The 18,619-nt window shown below is 71.4% G+C and carries 20 protein-coding genes; 9 read left to right on the forward strand and 11 right to left on the reverse strand.

The features are described from left to right. Positions 1-29: 29 nt before the first annotated feature. The 7 genes from QIS96_RS14825 to QIS96_RS14855 all read right to left on the reverse strand — a co-directional run bounded on the left by QIS96_RS14825 (position 30) and on the right by QIS96_RS14855 (position 6,889). Entirely contained in the window at positions 30-1,346 is a 1,317-nt protein-coding gene (locus tag QIS96_RS14825) for an MFS transporter (protein ID WP_282543024.1), read from the reverse strand. 61 nt (positions 1,347-1,407) lie between these two features. After that, positions 1,408-2,595 carry an acetylornithine deacetylase gene (gene argE, locus QIS96_RS14830; RefSeq protein ID WP_282543025.1) on the reverse strand — a complete coding sequence of 396 codons (1,188 nt, stop codon included), beginning with the start codon at positions 2,593-2,595 and terminating at the stop codon, positions 1,408-1,410. A 186-nt stretch (positions 2,596-2,781) separates the two neighbouring features. Then, positions 2,782-3,792 (reverse strand): TIGR03571 family LLM class oxidoreductase, encoded by a 1,011-nt coding sequence (locus QIS96_RS14835; protein WP_282543026.1) that lies wholly within the window; start codon positions 3,790-3,792, stop codon positions 2,782-2,784. A gap of 154 nt (positions 3,793-3,946) precedes the next feature. Next, the gene (locus QIS96_RS14840; RefSeq protein ID WP_282543027.1) at positions 3,947-4,780 is read right to left on the reverse strand and encodes an aldo/keto reductase; all 834 of its coding nucleotides are present in this window, start codon (positions 4,778-4,780) and stop codon (positions 3,947-3,949) included. A gap of 14 nt (positions 4,781-4,794) precedes the next feature. Continuing rightward, on the reverse strand, positions 4,795-5,175 hold the full coding sequence (locus QIS96_RS14845) for a nuclear transport factor 2 family protein (RefSeq protein WP_282543028.1): 381 nt from the start codon (positions 5,173-5,175) through the stop codon (positions 4,795-4,797). Then, positions 5,172-5,612, reverse strand: coding sequence for a GlcG/HbpS family heme-binding protein (locus tag QIS96_RS14850; RefSeq protein WP_282543029.1), 441 nt, complete (start codon positions 5,610-5,612; stop codon positions 5,172-5,174). The genes QIS96_RS14845 and QIS96_RS14850 overlap by 4 nt, the downstream gene beginning before the upstream one ends. Before the next feature lie 71 nt (positions 5,613-5,683). Next, positions 5,684-6,889 (reverse strand): MFS transporter, encoded by a 1,206-nt coding sequence (locus QIS96_RS14855; RefSeq protein WP_282543030.1) that lies wholly within the window; start codon positions 6,887-6,889, stop codon positions 5,684-5,686. Positions 6,890-7,037: 148 nt separating this feature from the next. Between QIS96_RS14855 and QIS96_RS14860 the strand changes: the two genes are divergently transcribed. Then, positions 7,038-7,511, forward strand: coding sequence for a MarR family winged helix-turn-helix transcriptional regulator (locus QIS96_RS14860; protein WP_282543031.1), 474 nt, complete (start codon positions 7,038-7,040; stop codon positions 7,509-7,511). Then, complete coding sequence (locus QIS96_RS14865; protein WP_282543032.1) at positions 7,508-8,437, forward strand: NADP-dependent oxidoreductase; 930 nt, start codon at positions 7,508-7,510, stop codon at positions 8,435-8,437. The genes QIS96_RS14860 and QIS96_RS14865 overlap by 4 nt, the downstream gene beginning before the upstream one ends. A 26-nt stretch (positions 8,438-8,463) precedes the next feature. Here QIS96_RS14865 and QIS96_RS14870 read toward each other — a convergent pair whose 3' ends face one another. Further along, on the reverse strand, positions 8,464-8,952 hold the full coding sequence (locus QIS96_RS14870; RefSeq protein ID WP_282543033.1) for a VOC family protein: 489 nt from the start codon (positions 8,950-8,952) through the stop codon (positions 8,464-8,466). 165 nt (positions 8,953-9,117) lie between these two features. Here QIS96_RS14870 and QIS96_RS14875 point away from each other — a divergent pair, with 165 nt between their 5' ends. Further along, positions 9,118-10,257, forward strand: a complete 1,140-nt coding sequence (locus tag QIS96_RS14875) for a hypothetical protein (RefSeq protein WP_282543034.1) — start codon at positions 9,118-9,120, stop codon at positions 10,255-10,257. A 136-nt stretch (positions 10,258-10,393) separates the two neighbouring features. Here QIS96_RS14875 and QIS96_RS14880 read toward each other — a convergent pair whose 3' ends face one another. Further along, the gene (locus QIS96_RS14880) at positions 10,394-11,929 is read right to left on the reverse strand and encodes an aminotransferase class I/II-fold pyridoxal phosphate-dependent enzyme (RefSeq protein ID WP_282543035.1); all 1,536 of its coding nucleotides are present in this window, start codon (positions 11,927-11,929) and stop codon (positions 10,394-10,396) included. A 169-nt stretch (positions 11,930-12,098) separates the two neighbouring features. Between QIS96_RS14880 and QIS96_RS14885 the strand changes: the two genes are divergently transcribed. The 3 genes from QIS96_RS14885 to QIS96_RS14895 all read left to right on the forward strand — a co-directional run bounded on the left by QIS96_RS14885 (position 12,099) and on the right by QIS96_RS14895 (position 15,333). Continuing rightward, on the forward strand, positions 12,099-13,031 hold the full coding sequence (locus tag QIS96_RS14885) for a LysR family transcriptional regulator (RefSeq protein WP_282543036.1): 933 nt from the start codon (positions 12,099-12,101) through the stop codon (positions 13,029-13,031). A gap of 109 nt (positions 13,032-13,140) precedes the next feature. Beyond that, complete coding sequence (locus QIS96_RS14890; protein ID WP_282543037.1) at positions 13,141-14,652, forward strand: APC family permease; 1,512 nt, start codon at positions 13,141-13,143, stop codon at positions 14,650-14,652. Between the two features lie 144 nt (positions 14,653-14,796). Beyond that, positions 14,797-15,333 (forward strand): VOC family protein, encoded by a 537-nt coding sequence (locus QIS96_RS14895; RefSeq protein WP_282543038.1) that lies wholly within the window; start codon positions 14,797-14,799, stop codon positions 15,331-15,333. A gap of 24 nt (positions 15,334-15,357) precedes the next feature. On the opposite strand, the gene QIS96_RS14900 is transcribed toward QIS96_RS14895, so the two are convergent. Continuing rightward, positions 15,358-16,203 carry a hypothetical protein gene (locus QIS96_RS14900; protein WP_282543039.1) on the reverse strand — a complete coding sequence of 282 codons (846 nt, stop codon included), beginning with the start codon at positions 16,201-16,203 and terminating at the stop codon, positions 15,358-15,360. Positions 16,204-16,514: 311 nt separating this feature from the next. Next, complete coding sequence (locus tag QIS96_RS14905; RefSeq protein ID WP_282543040.1) at positions 16,515-16,706, reverse strand: hypothetical protein; 192 nt, start codon at positions 16,704-16,706, stop codon at positions 16,515-16,517. A 445-nt stretch (positions 16,707-17,151) separates the two neighbouring features. On the opposite strand from QIS96_RS14905, the gene QIS96_RS14910 reads away from it, so the two are divergent. The 3 genes from QIS96_RS14910 to QIS96_RS14920 all read left to right on the forward strand — a co-directional run bounded on the left by QIS96_RS14910 (position 17,152) and on the right by QIS96_RS14920 (position 18,614). Next, positions 17,152-17,598, forward strand: coding sequence for a VOC family protein (locus tag QIS96_RS14910; protein WP_282543041.1), 447 nt, complete (start codon positions 17,152-17,154; stop codon positions 17,596-17,598). A gap of 109 nt (positions 17,599-17,707) precedes the next feature. Beyond that, positions 17,708-18,298, forward strand: a complete 591-nt coding sequence (locus tag QIS96_RS14915) for a class I SAM-dependent methyltransferase (RefSeq protein ID WP_282543042.1) — start codon at positions 17,708-17,710, stop codon at positions 18,296-18,298. Positions 18,299-18,431: 133 nt separating this feature from the next. Further along, positions 18,432-18,614 carry a hypothetical protein gene (locus QIS96_RS14920; protein ID WP_282543043.1) on the forward strand — a complete coding sequence of 61 codons (183 nt, stop codon included), beginning with the start codon at positions 18,432-18,434 and terminating at the stop codon, positions 18,612-18,614. Positions 18,615-18,619: the final 5 nt, after the last annotated feature.

The raw sequence follows: 18,619 nt of genomic DNA on the forward strand, positions 1-18,619 counted from the left end.
CGCCACCGCACCGGCCGTCGGCCGTCAGGTCAGCGCACACCCTCCTGCCGCCGCACGAACCACAGCCCGGCCAGGGAGACGACCGCGACGCCCATGTAGTACAGGCTCGGCGAGTCGAGCGACCCGGTGCGGTCGATGAGCCACGTGAGCACCAGCGGCGCGATGCCGCCGAGCAGCGTCACCCCGAGGTTGTACGCCGCGGAGACCGCGGTCGTCCGCACCTCGCCCGGATACAGCGACGTCAACAGCGCGGGCAGCGGCGCGAAGTAGAACGCCATGACGACGCCGAGCACCGCGATGACCAGGACGAGCATGGGCACCGTCGGCGAGCTGGTCAGCGCCCTGAACAGCGGCCACGCGAGGGCCAGCGCGGCGACGGCCGCCCACGTCATCACCCGGGCGGGACCCACCCGGTCCGCCAGCTTGCCGACCAGCGGAACCCCGACGAGCGTCACGAGACCGGCGACCGCACCCCCGAGATACGCGGCGTCGGCCGGCACCCCGAGGCTCTTCACCGCGAACGTCGGCATGTAGAGGATCAGGTAGACGGAGATCGTCGCGACGCCGACGCACGCCGCGCCCGCGAGCACCCGGCCCAGGTGCCGGGTCAGCGTGGACCGCACCGGCGCGTGCTCCCGCGGCCCCCGGCTGAACTCCTCGGTCTCGGAGAGCCGCGCCCGGATGTACAGGCCGACCGGGCCGACGAGGATGCCGACGACGAACGGGACCCGCCAGCCCCAGGCGTACAGATCCTCCTCGGACAGGTACTTGAACAGGACGTAGCCGAAGGCCGAGGCGAGGAACATCGACGCCCCCTGGCTGGCCACCTGCCAGGACGAGTAGTAGACCTTGCGGTGCGGGGCCGTCTCGATGAGGAACGTCGTCGCCGTGCCGAACTCCGCACCCGCCGAGAAGCCCTGGACGAGCCGCGACAGCAGGATGATCAGGCCCGCCCACGCCCCGATCGAGGCGTGCGTCGGGGCGGCCGCCATCAGCACCGTCCCGGCCATCATCAGCAGCAGCGTCAGGGTGAGTGCCTTCTTGCGGCCGTGCCGGTCGCCGTAGCCGCCGATGAGCAGCCCGCCGAGGGGCCGCACCAGATACGAGATCGCGAACGTCGCGAACGTCAGGATGAGGCCGAGACCGGCGTCGCCCCCGGGGAAGAAGTTCTTCGCGATGACGACCGCGAACGACGCGTACACGATGATGTCGAACCACTCGAGGGCCGCGCCGATCGAGCTGCTGATCACCGCCTTGCGGGCGGCCGCGACACGTTCCGGGGAAACGGCCGCCGCGGCGCCGTCGACAGGCGGGTCGGAGGGTGTGCCGACAGGTCGGGTGTTCATGGTGGGTGGGGCCCCCTTCTCTTCAGTGGCGCCGGGACGGACGCCGTCCGAACCGGGCTGCTCAGGAACGCAGATCGTCGATGAGGCGGTCCAGGAACGCCTCGCACCGCGCGATCTGGTCGAGCTCGACGAACTCGTCCGGCGCGTGCGCCTGCGCGATGTCGCCGGGCCCGCACACCACCGTCGGGATGCCGGCCTCGTGGAACAGCCCCGCCTCGGTGCCGTACGTGACCTTCCCCGGGCTCGCCTCGCCGCCCCAGCGCGTGGCCAGGTCCATGACCTCGGCGTCAAGGGCGGTGTCGAGCCCCGGGGCCTTCGCGCCGACCGACACCTCGATGCGCGCCTGCGGGTTCTCCTCCCGCATCAGCGCCTCGATACGCCGCACCTCCGCGCGGAACATCTCGACCGTCTCGTCCACGTCGACGCCCGCGACCGCACGGAACTCGAAGCTCAGGGAGCACTCCGCCGGGACGGTGTTCACGGCGATACCGCCGGAGATCTCGTTGACCGTCGCCGTCGTGAACGGCACCTCGTAGAACTCGTCGAACGGCCCCTCCGCGCGCTGCCGTTCGGCGAAGGCGCGGACGAACCGCACGAGCTGCGCCGCGTACTCGATCGCGTTGACGCCCTGCGGCGTGAGCGAGGAATGCGCGGCCACACCGTGGAACGCGACCCGGAGCAGAGTGATGGACTTGTGGCCGCGGATGACCCGCATGCTCGTCGGCTCCCCGACCACGCACGCGCGCGGGCGCAGTCCACGCCGCCCGATCTCGTCGACCAGGGACGGGGCCCCGGCGCAGCCGATCTCCTCGTCGTACGAGAACGCCAGATGCACGGGCTCGCTCAGGGGCGCGCCGGTGAGCTGCGGCAGCTTCGCGACGATCGCGCCGACGAAGGACTTCATGTCGCAGGCGCCCCGGCCGTACAGGCGGCCGTCGCGGACCTCGGGGCGGAACGGCTCGCTGCTCCACGGCTGCCCGTCGACGGGCACGACGTCGGTGTGGCCGGACAGGACGACGCCCCCGGTGACCGACCCGTCGGCGGCGGGGACCGTGGCGAGCAGGTTGGCCTTCGTGCCCTCGGCGTTGGGCACGAGCACCGGCTCGATCCCGTGGGCCCGTATCTCCTCGGCGACGAGCTCGATGAGCGGCAGGTTGCTGTCGCGGCTCGTGGTGTCGATGCCCATGAGACGGGTGATCCAGCCCATGGTCACGTCGGACGGGATCAGGGCGGTGCTGTCGGCCGGCATGGTCTGCCTCCAAGAGGGGACGGGTCGTACGCATTCTGCTGAGGGCAGTTGATCACCACCAGGCGCAGGCGTCCAACAATCGCCCGAAACGCGGACATGGCCCAGCAGTCCCCGCGATGAGGGCCTGTTGAGCCACGTGGTCCCGTTCGTCCCGCCGCTACGCGCGCTTCACTCCGTACGCGCGCTTCACTCTCCGTACGAGGGGAAGTGCGGCAGGACCGTCTCGGCGAGTTCCTGGAGCACCTCGTCCACCGGCCGGTCGCCGGGCCGCAGGTTGAACGAGACGTGTGCGACGCCGAGTTCGCCCATCGCCCGCAGATGCTCCACGAGCGCCTTGCCGCCGGTGCGCAGGCCGAGCCGGATCGCGCTCGCGGGGGTGGCGGGGTCCTCGGTGAGGTCGAGCTGCATGGGCGTGAGGTACGGCTTCGGCGCGGCGACCGTCAGCTCCTGCCACTCCCGCGTCTTGAGCTTCAACGCCCCCAGCGGGCGGGGGTAGTTGAGGGAGGCGTCGGCGTTCTCGGATATCCACTCGGCGGACTGCTGGGCGTGCCCGGCGATCGCGATCGGCACGGTGCCGCCGGTCGGCTTGGGCAGCACGTCCAGGCGGCGCCCGGCGTCGAGGCCGAGCTCCGGCAGGCTCATGCCCGCGCCCCCGGACCGCGCGGCCCAGGCCTCGCGCAGCGTCTCCACTCCCGTACGGAAGGCGGCCCCGCGGGCGTGGAAGTCCTCGCCGAACAGTGGGTACTCGACGGGCCTGTCCCCGCTGGCCAGGCCGAGGACGAAGCGGCCGCCGGACAGGACGTCGACGGTCGCGGCGGCCTTGGCGACGAGCAACGGCTGCCGCAGCGGCAGCACGACGGCCGCGGTGCCGAGCACGGCCCGCTCGGTGACGGCGGCGAGATGCCCGAGGTGCGTGAACGTCTCGAAGACGGAGCCGGCGTCCCCGAAGTGCTCGGGGTCGTACAGCGGCACGTCCCGCACCCACAGGCCCGCGAAGCCCAACTGGTCGGCGAGTCGGGCGAGTTCGGCGTGGCGGGCCAGGTCGGCTACGCCGAAGGGGCGGCCCGCGTACGGGTCGGCGGCGAGTGCGCGAAGGCGGGTGCTGCCCCAGTCGTTGTCGAGGGGCAGTTCGAGGCCCAGGGTCGGCAGGCCCGCGGGGTTCACGAGCCGGTCGAGGGCGGTGGGGGAGTGGGACATCACAGGCACGGCTTTCGCTGATCGGTACGTCGGAGTGCGCGGGCGGACAGTGGGCGGGCGGACATGAACGGGCCCGCGCGGGTGGGACCTGCCATCCCGCCCGCGCGGGCCGGGGGAGCCCGTCGGGAGCGGCTGAACCACCGCCCCGGCCGGGTCAGTTGAACTGGTCCGGGTGCGGGCCGGTGCGCAGGTCGCGGTCGAGACCGGCGACCGCGGCCATCTCGTCGTCGGAGAGGGCGAAGTCGAAGACGTCGAGGTTCTGCCGGATGCGCTCGGGCGTCACCGACTTGGGGATGACGATGTTGCCGAGCTGCAGATGCCAGCGCAGGACGACCTGGGCCGGGGACTTGCCGTGCCGGTCGGCGACGGTCGTGACGGCCTCGTCCTTCAGGACGGCACCCTGGGCGAGCGGGCTCCACGCCTCGGTGGCGATGCCCAACTCGGCGTGCACAGCGCGCAGTTCGCTCTGCTGGAGGCCCGGGTGCAGCTCGACCTGGTTGACGGCCGGGACGAGCTCGGCGCCGTCGATCAGGCGCTTCAGGTGGTCGGGCTGGAAGTTGGAGACGCCCGCGGTGCGGACCCGGCCGTCGGCGACCAGCTTCTCGATGGCCCTCCAGGTCTCCTTGTACAGGTCACGGGCCGGGGTGGGCCAGTGGATCAGGTACATGTCGACGTGGTCGAGGCCCAGCTTGGCCAGGCTGTCGTCGAAGGCGCGGAGCGTGGAGTCGTAGCCCTGGTCGGCGTTCCACAGCTTGGTGGTGATGAACAGGTCCTCGCGGGCCACCCCGGACTCGGCGAGGGCCTTGCCGACGCCGGCCTCGTTGCCGTAGATCGCGGCGGTGTCGATGGAGCGGTAGCCCGCCTCCAGGGCGGAGGCGACGGCCGCGGTGGTCTCCGCGTCGGGGACCTGGAAGACGCCGAAGCCGAGCTGCGGGATCTCGACGCCGTTGTTGAGGGTGACGGTGGGAACGCTGGTGTTCGGTGCCATGGTTGCGTGACCTTTCAGACGGTACGGGTCGTACGGGGGGTCGTGTCGGGGGTCGTGCGGGTGGTCAGGGTGTAGCGGACGGTCTGGGCGCTGATGAGCCCGTCGCGGAAGACGAACGTGTCGACGCCGTCGGTGACCTCGTGGGTGTCGGTGGCGGCGCTCCACTGCAGGAACAGCACGTCCCCGGCGAACATCGGCGTCAACTGCCAGTCGGCGTCCGGCAGATCGGCGAGCAGCCGCCCGATGCCCTGCCGTACTCCCGCACGCCCCGTGAGGGTGCCCTCGGGGGTGAGGAACACGGCGTCCTCGGTGTAGTTCTCGCTGATCAGGGCGAGGTCGCGGGTGCCGAGCCGGTCGCCGTGGTCGGCGAAGACCTCCTGCGGGGTGCGGCTCATCGGACGGACTCGGCCAGCTCGGCGAGCGCGGCGGCGGAGAAGCCGTGGTCCTGCTCGGGGGCGCCGCCGCCGACGCCGATCGCGCCGATCAGCCGGCCGTCGCGGTGGACGGGGCTGCCGCCCGCGATGAAGAGCAGCGGCCTGTCGAGAGCGGTGGGCAGGGAGTGGAACGGCCCGTCGGGCTTGACCAGGTCGACCAGGTCGGCGGTGGGGGAGTTCAACTGCAGTGCGGTGTAGGCCTTGCGGGTGCTGGTCTCGCCGGAGATCAGCACGGCCTGCTCGTCGCGGCGGAAGGCGAGCAGGTGGCCGCCCGAGTCGAGGACGGTGACGCTGACGGCGACCCCGGAGGCCGTGGCGGCGCGGCGGGCCGAGTCGATCAGAAGCTCGGCATCGGCGGTGGTCAGCGGGGCGACGGCGGTGGCGGTGGCGGTGCTCATGAGGGGTTCCTTCGAGGGAGGGGTGTTTCGGGGGGAGGGGTTGATTCAGGGAGAGGGGGCGAGGTCTGCGGTCAGACCGTCGCCGGTGCGGGCTCGGCCGCAGCGGACCCGGCGACGACCCGGCTCGCCCTACGGGTGCGGCGGTCCAGGTGGGCCGCCAGGAAGGCGAGCAGCAGCGCCGTGCCGGAGAGGATCGCGCCGACCCAGTTCGGGGCGGTGAAGCCGAGGCCCGCGGCGATGACGACGCCGCCGAGCCAGGCCGCGAGGGCGTTGCCGAGGTTGAACGCGCCGATGTTGGCGGCGGAGGCCAGGGTGGGGGCGGCCGAGGCCTGGTCGAGTACCCACTTCTGCAGCGGCGGCACGGTCGCGAAGCCGAGGGCGCCGATCAGGGACAGGGTGATCGCGGCGAGGACCTTGTTGTGCGCGGTCGCCGTGAACAGGAGCAGGGCGGCGGTGAGGGCGGCCAGGGCGGTGAACAGCATCGGCATCAGGGCACGGTCGGCGAACTTCCCGCCGAGCAGGTTGCCGAGGAACATGCCGACGCCGAACAGGACGAGCAGCCAGGTCACGGCGCCCTCGGTGTAGCCGGCGACCTCGGTCATCATCGGCGTGATGTAGGTGATCGCGGCGAACACACCGCCGTAGCCGAGGACGGTCATCGCCATGGCGAGCCAGACCTGCACGTTCTTGAACGCGGCGAACTCGCCGCGGACGCTCACCGACTCGGGCCGGCCGGTCTCGGGGACGAGCTTGGCGACGCCGAGCAGTCCGATCACGCCGAGCGCGGCGACTAGGGCGAACGTGACGCGCCAGCCGGCGGCCTGGCCGACGTACGTGCCGCCGGGGACGCCGACGATGTTGGCCACGGTCAGTCCCATGAACATCAGGGAGATCGCGGAGGCCTTCTTCTGCGGGGCGACCAGGTCGGCGGCGACGACGGAGCCGATGCCGAAGAACGCGCCGTGCGCGAGGGAGGCGACGATCCGGCCGGTCAGCATGAGGCCGAAGCTGGGGGCGGCGGCGGAGAGGGCGTTGCCGGCGATGAACAGGCCCATGAGGAACATGAGCATCTTCTTGCGGGAGACCCGGGTGCCGAGCACGGTCAGCAGCGGGGCGCCGATGACGACGCCGAGCGCGTAACCGGAGACCAGCCAGCCGGCCGTCGGGATGGTGACGCCGAAGTCTCCTGCGACCTGGGGCAGCACGCCCATGATCACGAATTCGGTGGTGCCGATCCCGAAGGCCCCGATGGCGAGGGCCAGGAGCGCGAGAGGCATGGGGGAGTACCTTCCAGGTGATTGCGCATGGTGGTTACGTTGCAAGACAATAATTGCAAGCGCGGGATAAATGCAAGTGGCGCTAACCCTGGCATGCATTAGCCCTCGTGTGCAACTATTGAGGGGTCGGCCCGACGAAGGAGCCCCCATGACCGCAACCGCCCCCGCACTCACCGCCCTGGCCCACGGCTGGTGCGCCCTCTCGCTGCTGCACGGCCGGATCGAGTCTCACCTGGAGCACGCCCTCCAGGCCGGACACGGTCTGAGCGTGCGCGAGTACTCCCTGCTCGACGTGCTCAGCCGCCAGCACGACGGCGAAGGCGGCCACCTGCAGATGAAGCAGGTCGCCGACTCCGTCGTCCTCAGCCAGAGCGCCACCACCCGACTCGTCACCCGCCTCGAGGACCGCGGGCTGCTCGCCCGCTACCTGTGCCCCACCGACCGGCGGGGCATCTACACCAACGTCTCCGCCGAGGGCCTGAGGCTCCTCGAAGAGGCCCGCCCCACCAACGAGGCCGCCCTGCGCGAAGCCCTCGCCGAAGCCGCCGAGGACCCGCAGCTCGCCCCGCTCGTCCACACGGTCGAGGCCACCCGCACCCCGCCGGCGGTGACCGCAGCATGAAGGCCGTCACCCTGAACGCGTACGGCGGACCGGACGACCTCCGGTACACCGAACTGCCGGACCCGAAGGTCGCGCCCGGCGAGGTCCTGATCCGCGTCCGCGCCGCCGGGGTCAACCCGGTCGACTGGAAGCACGCCGAGGGCCGCCTCGATCCGCTCATGCACACCGGCTTCCCGCTGGTCCCCGGCTGGGACGTCGCCGGAGTCGTCGAACGCGTCGGCTTCGACGTGGAGGAGTACGCACCGGGCGACGAGGTCTTCGGCTACGTCCGCAAGGACACCGTCAAGCACGGCGCGTACGCCCAGCTGGTCTCCGCGCACGTCCGCATGCTCGCCCGCAAGCCCGCCGCCCTCGGCTGGGAGCAGGCCGCGGCGGTGCCTCTCGCGGGCCTCACCGCGTACCAGGCGATCAAGCGGGTCGGCGTGCGCGCGGGCGACACCGTCCTCGTGCACGCCGCCGCGGGCGGGGTCGGCTCCCTCGGCGTGCAGATCGCCAGGTCCCTCGGCGCGCGTGTCATCGGCACGGCGAGCCCCCGCAACCACGCGTTCGTACGGGAGCTGGGCGCGGAACCCGTCGCCTACGGCCCCGGCCTCACCGACCGCGTGCACCGCCTGGCGCCCGAAGGCGTCGACGCCGCACTCGACTTCGCCGGCGGGGACGCCGTGGACACCTCGCTGCGACTCCTTCGCCGACCGGAGCGCCTCGCGTCCATCGTCGACTCCGGCGCGGCGGACAAGGGCGGCCACTACGTGTGGGTGCGCCCCGACACCGCCGACCTCACGGCCCTCGCCGAACTGGCCGACCGGGGCGGACTCGCCGTGCACGTCGAGCGGACCTTCCCGCTCGCCGAGGCCGCCGAGGCCTGGCGCCTCAACGCCGCGGGCCACACCCGCGGCAAGCTCGTCCTGACCGTCGACCAGGACTGAGGTGCGCAACACCGGCTGCCGCGGCCCTAGTTGGCGAACCCGCCCTTGGGTTCGATGATCTCCAGGTTGGTGCCGTCCGGGTCGTTGAAGTACGCGACCTTGGTGCCGAGCGCGGCCTCCGGGGTGACCTCGCCCGCGAGGAACGTGTAGTCGTCGCCGAGGAAGTCGTAACCGGCCTCCTTCATGCGCTCGTACACCGCGTCGAAGTCGTCGACCTTGAAGCACAGATGCATCGAGCCGGGCCGGTTCGCCTTGCCGTCGGTGCGCTCGCCCACCGGCTCCGTGAACTGGATCAGGTCGATGCCGAGCCCGTCGATGTTGATCGTCGCGTACCGCAGCTTCGCGACCGGCAGCCCCTGCGAACGGCCGAACGGCCCGCTGCTCATGGTGCCCTCGGCGACGGGCTCCCGCCCGGTCAGGGCCGTGTAGAACGCGACCGAGGCGTCCAGGTCGGAGACCGAGATCCCGACGTGGGCGCCTCGCGTGAGGTGCATCGGCGTGTCAGCGACAGTCATGAAGCGAGTCCTCTCGAATACGGCGAAATGCCCAGCGAAACAGGCGCAATCACGGCAATTCTCCCGAACCTCCCGGTTCGCGCATCCCGTCACATCGGGCCCCGGCTCTCCGGGAGCGCGTGCACCTGCGGGAACTTCCGCCCCGGGCCCCGCGTCGTACGGGGCATGATCGAACCCACGGACGGCGCGGGCGCCGCCGAACCGGCCGAGACCGCCTCCTCGACTGCGTGCGGCGACTGCTCGCAGCGGGCCTGCCCGCGCAACATCGCAGGCCTCGCACGCGTGGGCATGGACCGGCTGGAGCCCGGCTCCGCCGCCGACGTGCCGGCGCGCCTCTCCGAGGACGCCCAGGACGCGCTCGACAGCCTCAACTCCGTCCTGGAGGGATACGGGTTCGACGCCTACAACGAGATCGCGAACGCCGGCTCGGAACTCCACTACCTGAAAGGTGACGCGGACCGTGCGGGCGGCGTACTGGTCGCGACGGCGGCGTCCTCGTACGCGCTGTCCGGGGTCGTACGCGAGCGATGGGTCCTCGACGACCTGATCGAGACCTTGGAGAAGGTCCCGCTCGACGCCCTCGACCACCCCTGCGCGCACGGCGACGACGGGCACCCCAGGCTGCCCGGCATCCTCGACGACGACGATCCGGACAGCCCCGCCGTCGCCGACGACACCCTCACGCTCGGCGTGCACCTGGGCGACGCCGACGGCCGCGCCCTCCTGCAACAGGCCGGGGTCGACCTCGCCCTCTGGCTGTGCCCCCGGTTCACCGCGGCCACCGCCCGCGACACCCTCCGCGAACTGCGCGACGGGCGCGAGGAGTTGTTCGGTCACCGGGAGACCCAGCACCTCGACGCGGAACTCCTGCACGCCGACGGGACCCTCGCCATCGAGCCGTTCACCGCACTGTTCGACAGGCGGGACGCGCCGGCCCGCGAACTCCAGGGCATCTGGGCCGCCCGACGGCACGCGCACGCCGCGGACGACCGCGAGCGCACCGTCCTCGTCCTGACCGCCGCAGCGGCCTTGCGCATCACGCACCCCGGCCCGGCCATCGCCCTCGCCCGCGACATCCGGACGCTGCTGCGCACCGTCGCCGAAACCCCACACCCGGACACCTGCGCCCACGACGACCACCCCGCCCTGGAACGGCTCGACGGCGCGGCCCTACGACACCTCCACGCCCCGGACACCGTCCCGGCCCCGCACCCCGACGCGGAGACGTTCGGCTGCCCGGCCCACCTGGCCGCACTCGCCGAAGACGGCGTGCGCGACGTGGACGGGTGGTGCGAGGAGGAGTAGGCCCACCGGGAAGGGGTGACTCACGGTCTCGGCAGGTCGCCAACTCGCCTACGGCAACGGGGAGTTCACCGAGCCGGAGTCCGCGCGCCGCACCCCGGGGCGCAGCTCGCGGACGCCTGCTGCGCACACCTCGGCGTCACTCCGTACCCGCCGCCGCACCTGCGTCGTCCACGACGCGCAGCTGGGACACCGTCGCGTCGTGGGCGCCGCGCACATGGCCGTACGGCGCTGACGCCGTGCGCTGCAGGAAGTCGACGACCTCGGCCGTGATGACCTCGCCGGGCAGCACGTTGGGGATGCCCGGCGGGTAGGCGGCCAAGGTGTCCGCGGAGACCTGGCCCACCGCCTCGGCCGCGGGCAGCAGGCGCGCGGGCCGCAGGAACGCCTCGCGGGCCGAGAGCCGGGCGGGGCCGGGGGAGGGCAGCCGGAGCGAGGGCCGCGGCGCGTCCTCGTCGGCGAGCGGCGCGGGCAGGCAGTGCAGGGCCTCCACGAACCGCGCCGTGTCCGGCAGCGAGCCCGCGCCGACCACCGCGACGATCGCCGCGTCCGTGGCCACCTCGACCATGATCTGGTGGTCCCGGTAGAGCAGCCGCCGCGCCTCGTGGCCGGGGATGCCGCCGCTGCGGGTGTCGACGGCGATCCGCAGCGGGTCGGCGGCTGCGATGTCCCCGAAGCGGCCGAAGGAGTCGCTGACGAGGCGGTAACGCCCGAGCCGCCGCACGGCCTCCCGCACCCGCTCCGCCGCGTCGATCGACGCACCCAACTGTTCGCCGCCCTGGGCGAGTTGGGCGCGCGCCAGGTCGAGCGAGGCGAGCAGCAGGGCGCTGGCACTCGTCGACTGGACGAGCCGGAACGCCCGGTCGACGAGCGGTTCGAGACGGTCGGCGAACGGCCCGTGCCCGAGGTGCAGCATCGCCGACTGGGTGAGGCTGCCGCCCAGTTTGTGCGTACTGGAGGTGACCAGGTCCGCCCCCTGGGACAGGGCGTTGGCGGGCAACGACGGATGGAAGCCGAAGTGCGCGCCCCAGGCCTCGTCCACGATCAGCGGCACCCCCGCGGCATGAGCGACGTCCGCCAGGGCCCGTACGTCGGCGACCGCACCGAAATAGCTCGGCGACACCACGTACGCCGCCGCGGGACGCGGGCAGCGGGCCAGGGCCTCGGCGAGCGCGGCGGCGTCGACACCGTGCGCGATGCCCTGGTCGGCGTCGACCGACGGCTGCACGAACGCCGCGTCGAGGCCGGAGAGCACCAGGCCGTCGATGACGCTCGAGTGGACGCTCCGCTGCACCACCAGCGTGTCACCGCCGAGCGCAGGGGTGACGAGCGAGGCGATCTGGTTGCCCTGCGAGGCGCCGTTGGTCAGGAACCAGGTGCGTCGCGCACCCCACGCCTCGGCGGCGAGCCGCTCGGCCTGCGCAAGCGGCGCCGACGCACCCAGATCGATGCCGTCCAGCAGCGGCGGGAAATCGAGGGAGAGCGCGGCCGGGCCGAGCAGTTCGGCCAGCGGGCCGAATCGGGGTGCGTCCGCGGCGTGTCCGGGCACGTTGAGCCGCAGCCAGCCGCGCCCTGCGTGCGCACGCAAGGCCTCGGCGTACGGGGCGGACAGCTGCCGTTCAAGGGAAGGCGCGGGAGAGGGGGCCGGTGCGAGTGCGGTGGATCTGGTGTTCACGCAGGTGAGCGTGGCAGGCTGCCGCCCATAGAGGAACCCGTCACTTTCCTGCACCTCTCCATACGCCGTCTATAACTCCGCGACTCCCTGCACGCGCCGCCCCGGAAACCCCCAACCGCACCTCCCCGCAAAGCCCCAACCGCACTCCCCGGAAAGACCCCCGCCCCGCATGCTCGAACTCCGCCAACTGCACGCCCTCAGAGCCATAGCCCGCGAGGGCTCGCTCGCCGCCGCGGCACGCTCCCTGCACTACAGCCAGCCCACCATCACCCACCACCTGTCGGTCCTCGAAGCCCACTTCGACGCCGAACTGGTACGCCGAGGGCCGCGCGGCGCCGTCCTGACCGAACTCGGCACCGCCCTCCTGCCGCACGCCGAAGCAGTCCTCGAACGACTGCAGTCCGCCGAACGCGAAGTGCGGGACCTCGCCGAACGCGGCACGCACACCCTGCACATCGGCACCTTCCCCACCGCCGGCGCACTGCTCCTGCCGCCCGCCGTGAAGTCCCTGCGCACCGGCGGCGTGAACGTCTCCCTCACCGAGGGCGAACTCCCCGTACTCCTCAAGGGGTTGAGGGCCAGGGAACTGGACGCGGCCCTCGTCTTCTCGCAGCCCGGCGACCGCCTGGACCTCGACGACGACTTCGACGTGCACCCGCTCCTCCACGACCCGCTGCTCCTCACCCTGCCGCTCGACCACCCCTGCGCCCAGCAGGACCTCGTGCCCCTCGACGCGTTGCGCGACGAGGACTGGATCGGCGCGGCCGACCCCGGCGACCCCTGCGACCGACTCCTTTCCTGGGCCTGCGCCAAGGCGGACTTCGAGCCCGTGCACACCCTGCGGACCGACGACTACGCCATGGTGCAGGGCTTCGTCGCCGCAGGCGCCGGCGTCGCGGTCGTGCCCCGCCTCGCCCTCGGCACCCCGCGCGACGACATCGCCGTACGCCCGCTGGAGGGCGCGCCGTTGGCCCGGGAGATCAGCGTCGCCGTACTGCGCAGCACCGCCGCACCGAGCATCCGCGACCTGGTGGCCGCCCTCACCCGGCAGGCACTACAGATCGAACAGCGGTGGCGACAACCCGTCGATCTGTCCAACTGACCTGCACCCACTTGTACTTCTCCGCGGTTGTCCGCCACCGGGCCCATCCCGAAAGATCCCCGGCACCCGAAACCGACGACCGTCCGCCGGGACCCTCAGGAGAAGAGCCATGGGCCGCATCTCAAACCAGCTGTGTCGCCGTAAACCACTCACCACGATGATCGCCGAGAGCAACGACCCGCCCCCTCACTCCGACCCCGGCAGCAGTGCGGACGCGGGCGGAGGAACACTCCAACGCACCATGGGACTCGGCCAGTTGACGCTCCTCGGCATCAGCTCCGTGGTCGGCACCGGCATCTTCTTCGTCCTCGGCACCACCGTCCCCGACGCCGGCCCGAGCGTGATCCTGTCCTTCGTCGTCGCCGCCGCCGTGGCCGGACTCGCGGCGCTCTGCTACGTGGAACTCGCCGGCACCGTCCCCGTCGCCGGCAGTACCTACTCGTACACGTACGCCTCACTCGGCGAGGGCGCCGCCTACCTCGTCGCCTGGTGCCTGATCCTCGAGTACGGCGTCGCCGTGTCGACGGTCGCCGTCAGCTGGGGCCAATACCTCAACGAACTGTCCTCCTCCCTCTTCGGGTTCGCCCTGCCCGACGCGATCAGCCAGGCCCCGGGCGCCGGCGGCTACGTCAACATTCCCGCCCTCGTCGTCGTCCTGCTCTGCTCGCTGCTCCTCGCCCGCGGCACCCGCGAGTCCGCCACCGTCAACGCGGTCATGGTGTGCGTGAAGATCGGCGTCCTGCTCCTCTTCGTCGCCGTCGCCCTGACCGCCTTCCGCACCGAGAACTTCAGCGACTTCGCACCCCACGGCATCGGCGGCATCGGCATCGCCGCGTCCGGCGTCTTCTTCTCGTACGTCGGCTTCGACACCGTCGCCACCGCCAGCGAGGAAGTCCGCAACCCGCGCCGCACCATCCCCCTCGCCCTGCTGCTCACCCTCGCCACCGTCACCGCGCTCTACATCCTCGTCGCGGTCGCGGCCGTCGGAGCCCAGCCGACCGAGAAGTTCGGCCAGCAGGCCGACGCGGGCGAAGCGGTCCTCGCGCAGATCCTGCGGGACGTCACCGGCGCCGGCTGGCCCGCCATGCTGCTCGCCGCCGGCGCGGTCGTCTCCATCTTCAGCGTCGTCCTGGTGACGCTCTTCGGCCAGACCCGCATCCTCTTCTCCATGGCGCGCGATGGCCTGGTGCCGCAGGTCTTCCGACGCGTGGACCGCGAACGGCACACCCCCGTGCACAACACGTGGATCGTCGGCGCCTGCGTCGGCGGCCTCGCGGCGCTCGTACCGCTCCAGTACCTCGCCGACCTGACGAGCATGGGCACCCTCGTCGCGTTCGTCGCCGTGGCCGCGGCGGTCGTCGTGCTGCGCCGCATCGCCCCGGACGCACCCCGGCCCTTCAAGGTCCCGCTCTACCCCGTCGTACCGATCCTGTCCGCGGTCTCCTGCCTGTACCTCGCATACCTGCTGCCCGGCATCACCTGGACCCTCTTCGGCTGCTGGCTGCTCCTGGCCGCCGCCCTCTACCTGGCCTTCGGCCGCCGCAACTCGGCCCTCCAGCACGCTGAACAGCCCGCAGAACAGGGGAAGTCGGAGCAGAAGGAACCCGCGCGGCACGCCTAACGGGACGCTCGGGCCGCCCCGGCCAACCACGCCGGGGCGGCCCGAGCCGAACACCATGATCACGGCAACCGTCGACACCCTCCGGCCGGTGCTGAATACTCGGCACGACCGCACACCACCTCGTGAACGGACCCGAAGCCGACCATGCCGATCCACCGGCTGAACCACGCCGTGCTCTTCGTCTCCGACCTGGCGCGCAGCACGTCCTTCTACTGCGACGTCCTGGGCTTCCGGCCGCTGCCCGAGGCCTTCCCCGGAGCCGCGTTCCTGCAGGCGGCGAGCTCCGCCAACGACCACGACCTGGGCCTCTTCCAGTCCAAGGAGACGACACCCGGCGGCAGCCACCGAACCGGCGGGGTGGGCCTCTACCACCTGGCCTGGGAGGTCGACACCCTCGCCGAACTCCGCCGCATCCAGGGCGCCCTCACCGAGGCGGGCGCGCTGACCGGGGCGAGCAACCACGGCTCCACCAAAGCGCTGTACGCGCGCGACCCGGACGACCTGGACTTCGAGGTGTGCTGGCTGGTCCCGGACTCGGCGGTGGTCGCGGAACTCACGGCCATGACCTCCCCCACCCGCCCCCTCGACCTCGACGCCGAGATCGCCGCGTACGGCGCGAACACCCCTGGCGGCCCGCGCACGGACCCGACGGTCTGGCAGCACCTGGCGGGACCGGCCTGAGACGCGCCGCACGGACCCGGTGACCTACAGCCGATCTGCCGTTCGCCGTCCGCCGACACCGATGGCGAGCGCGGCAAGCGCCGGGGTGACCACGACTGCGGCACTGGCTGCGGCGGCCGTGGCGGGCGTCAGGACGCCGAAGCCGACGACGGAGGCGACGGTGACGAGGACCGCGCACACCACGTAACTGCCCGTGGCGATACGGACCAGACGCAGCCGTTCCGCGACCGGCCGTGCCGAGCGGCGCAGCAGCCAGGCGAGCGCGGGCAGCAGCAGGACGGCGTGCATCGTCACCGCATGGGCAGGCCGGAGCGAACCGGCCAACTCGTACGCCGCCTGCCGACGCCCCGCCCCTTCAAGCGTCAGACCCCGGGCGATCATGGCCGCACCGAAAGCCATGGACGCCACCAGCGCCACAAGCCCGGCCCGCACCGCCAACCGCATGTCGGCCGGCACCTCGGCCGGCATCTCGGAGCCGTCGCCGGCACGGAACGCGGCGGCCGTCAGCGCGACCACCACCACGATCAGCGTCACCCCGCCCACGGCGAGCAGCCGGGCCACCACCGTGTCGAACGTGGTCTCCAGGTTGAAGTGCGAGGGCACCCCGCGCCACGCCTGCATCGACGTCAGGCCCACCTCCAACACCGAGGCCGCGGCGAAGACTCCGAGCAGCACCCGCCGGGCGCGGTCCCCGAGCCGTACGAACCCGGAGATCCAGGTGAGCGTGAGCACGCTGAGGCCGAAGGACACCCCGAACGTGATCGGCTTCCGCCATGACACGGGCCCGTCCCACGCCCCGCCGTCGACGACGAGAACGACCAGATGAAACCCGGCGACGGCGAGCAGAAGCAGGCCTGTCCGGTAGTGCATGCGCATGAAAAGCCCTTCGCTAGCGCCTGGTTCAGTGAGGATCAGTCCGGTCAGCCCAACTGCACGATCGCGGCGACACCCACCGCGATGCCCGCATGACCGACCCGGAGCCGCAGCCGCAGCCGCAGTTGCTCTTGCTCTTGCGGTCGGAGTCGGACAGCAGTCCTTTCCCAGTGAGCCGACGCGGCCACCTCAAGGTCACACGCCGACCGGTACGCCGGCGTCCTGCAGACGGAGACAACGGCCGTACTCCACCGGAAGCAGCGACGCGAAGCACGGTGCAGGGCCGACGCCGACGCCGACGGCCACGGTCACCCCATCTCCATGAACCTCCGGCGCCAATACCCCCAAGTACTCAAGGGAGTCGCGAGTACGAGGTGGGAGCCGAGGGAGACGACCCTGCGGTCGAACTCGGCGTCCAGCCCGGCCACGATCCTGCCGAGGTCGGCCCGAGCACCACGGGGAAGCCACAGCAGCACGTCCTCCAGAAGGTCACGCGCCACGAGAGGATCACAGCAGTCGCAGCCCGCCACCGGATCCGGCAGCACACGCCCCGGTTGCCCCAGATACCGCCGGCACTCCGCCAGGGCAGCAACCACAGCCCCCGGCCACAGACGCTCCTCTTCCGCCTTCCGGATCGCCGCACGAGTCGCCGCGGACACCCCACGGATCCGGCGAACGGGAACACCTCTTCTGGGCCGCCAACGCTCAGCACGCAGCCCCTTCGGAGGCCTACGCGGCATCGGCCTTTCGGATCAACATGCGGCCATGGTGCCACGTACCGCACCACCGCGAGCGACGCGGGGAACTCCCCCCCCCGAGGGTGACCCGACACGGTGAATTGATTGCGGAGGCGCAACACATACGCCCACACGCTGCGAAGCGTCGAGGAAACATGGAAGCCACGAAGCGCAACCCCGGACGTCCGAGCGAGAAGGAGAAACCTCCATGGCGATTCAGCGCATGGACAACGTCGGCATCGTCGTCGAGGACATGGACGCAGCCATCGCGTTCTTCGTGGAACTGGGCATGGAGTTGGAGGGCAGAGGCGAGGTGGAGGGCCTCTTCGCCGACCAGTGCACCGGACTCGACGGCGTCCGCTGCGACATCGCGATGGTCCGGACCCCGGACGGCCACAGCCGACTCGAGCTGGCGAAATACCGCAACCCCGCAGCGACCAGCGCCGGCCCGCGCAACAAGCCGCACAACATCCTGGGCACACACCGCGTCATGTTCGCCGTCGACGACATCGAGGACACCGTCGCCCGCCTGCGCCCCCACGGCGCCGAACTCCTCGGCGAGATCGCCCGGTTCGAGAACAGCTATCTGCTCTGCTACATCCGCGGCCCGGAGGGCATCATCATCGGACTGGCCGAGCAACTGCACGGAGACTGAGAAGAACCGCAGCAGACACTCGGCTCACCGGTGCCGAAGGATCCACCCTTACGACCTACGGCGCGAATTGCCCTGCCGACATGAAAACTCCGCACTCTAGAGTGCGGGCGTGACCAACTCCTATGCGGGACTTGCCAGTCACTACAACCTCATCATGAGTTCGGGCTATTACGACTACGGCGCCTACGCCCAGCACCTGTCGCGCTGCCTCGGCGACAGCAGGGACCTCCTGGAACTGGGCGTAGGCACGGGCCTCATGTGCGAGCGACTCCTGAAAATCGCCCCCGAGAAGAAGCTGAGGATCACAGGCGTCGACCACACCGCCGACATGCTGACCCAGGCGCAGGCCCGCCTGGGCAGCCATCTCCCGGACGACGCCGCCAACGCTAAGGGACTTGAGAACGTCGCCGCGATGCTGCGCCCCGGCGGGCTGCTCCTCCTGTCGATCCAGGAGGCGCCCCACGCGTACGCGAGGCCCTTGCCCGGCGGACTCGTCTACGAACAGGACATCGACGACCACGGCGGCGGACTCTTCACCAAGCACTACACCGTGAAGCAGGGCGATGCCGTGGTGGCACAGCAGAGCAGCCCGTACCGCCTGTACTCCATGAAGCAGGCGGACGAGCTTCTCGAAGACCACGGATTCCACCCGCACGCCAACGGCCCGGACGTGCTGTTCAAACAGCTCACAAGGCGGTAACACCCCACCACAGCCGCCCAGTTCACTGACGGAGACCACGAAGAGGACCTGGTCGAGCAGCCCCCGCCGAGCGGGCCCGGCCGGTCTGAGACGATCAGTGGGACCGGAAGAACGAAAGAAGAGGTGGGGGAGCATGTTGGCGCTGCTCGGCGCGTTGGCGATTGCCGTCGGCGGGTGTGTCTGCGTGGTGTGGGCGGAACGTGGCGGTCCCCGGTGGGTTCGTATCGTGGCGAGAGTGACGCTCGCAGTGGGCGAGCTGGTGCGCCGCTCGGACAAGAGCGGGCGCGGCGGCAGGAACTCAGGGGACGACGGCTAGGACGG

The sequence above is a fragment of the Streptomyces cavernicola genome (assembly GCF_029968035.1).
In the GTDB taxonomy this organism is placed as follows: Bacteria; Actinomycetota; Actinomycetes; order Streptomycetales; family Streptomycetaceae; genus Streptomyces; species Streptomyces cavernicola.

Bases quoted from the DNA above. Each gene is read 5' to 3' on its own strand.
- QIS96_RS14885 (WP_282543036.1), top strand. From the start codon at position 12,099: ATGCTCGAACTCCGCCAACTGCACGCCCTCAGAGCCATAGCCCGCGAG.
- QIS96_RS14840 (WP_282543027.1), bottom strand. From the start codon at position 4,780: ATGGCACCGAACACCAGCGTTCCCACCGTCACCCTCAACAACGGCGTC.
- QIS96_RS14865 (WP_282543032.1), top strand. From the start codon at position 7,508: ATGAAGGCCGTCACCCTGAACGCGTACGGCGGACCGGACGACCTCCGG.
- QIS96_RS14860 (WP_282543031.1), top strand. From the start codon at position 7,038: ATGACCGCAACCGCCCCCGCACTCACCGCCCTGGCCCACGGCTGGTGC.
- QIS96_RS14890 (WP_282543037.1), top strand. From the start codon at position 13,141: ATGGGCCGCATCTCAAACCAGCTGTGTCGCCGTAAACCACTCACCACG.
- QIS96_RS14920 (WP_282543043.1), top strand. From the start codon at position 18,432: ATGTTGGCGCTGCTCGGCGCGTTGGCGATTGCCGTCGGCGGGTGTGTC.
- QIS96_RS14825 (WP_282543024.1), bottom strand. From the start codon at position 1,346: ATGAACACCCGACCTGTCGGCACACCCTCCGACCCGCCTGTCGACGGC.
- QIS96_RS14870 (WP_282543033.1), bottom strand. From the start codon at position 8,952: ATGACTGTCGCTGACACGCCGATGCACCTCACGCGAGGCGCCCACGTC.
- QIS96_RS14855 (WP_282543030.1), bottom strand. From the start codon at position 6,889: ATGCCTCTCGCGCTCCTGGCCCTCGCCATCGGGGCCTTCGGGATCGGC.
- QIS96_RS14895 (WP_282543038.1), top strand. From the start codon at position 14,797: ATGCCGATCCACCGGCTGAACCACGCCGTGCTCTTCGTCTCCGACCTG.
- QIS96_RS14845 (WP_282543028.1), bottom strand. From the start codon at position 5,175: ATGAGCCGCACCCCGCAGGAGGTCTTCGCCGACCACGGCGACCGGCTC.
- QIS96_RS14875 (WP_282543034.1), top strand. From the start codon at position 9,118: ATGATCGAACCCACGGACGGCGCGGGCGCCGCCGAACCGGCCGAGACC.
- QIS96_RS14910 (WP_282543041.1), top strand. From the start codon at position 17,152: ATGGCGATTCAGCGCATGGACAACGTCGGCATCGTCGTCGAGGACATG.
- QIS96_RS14850 (WP_282543029.1), bottom strand. From the start codon at position 5,612: ATGAGCACCGCCACCGCCACCGCCGTCGCCCCGCTGACCACCGCCGAT.
- QIS96_RS14900 (WP_282543039.1), bottom strand. From the start codon at position 16,203: ATGCACTACCGGACAGGCCTGCTTCTGCTCGCCGTCGCCGGGTTTCAT.
- argE (WP_282543025.1), bottom strand. From the start codon at position 2,595: ATGCCGGCCGACAGCACCGCCCTGATCCCGTCCGACGTGACCATGGGC.
- QIS96_RS14835 (WP_282543026.1), bottom strand. From the start codon at position 3,792: ATGTCCCACTCCCCCACCGCCCTCGACCGGCTCGTGAACCCCGCGGGC.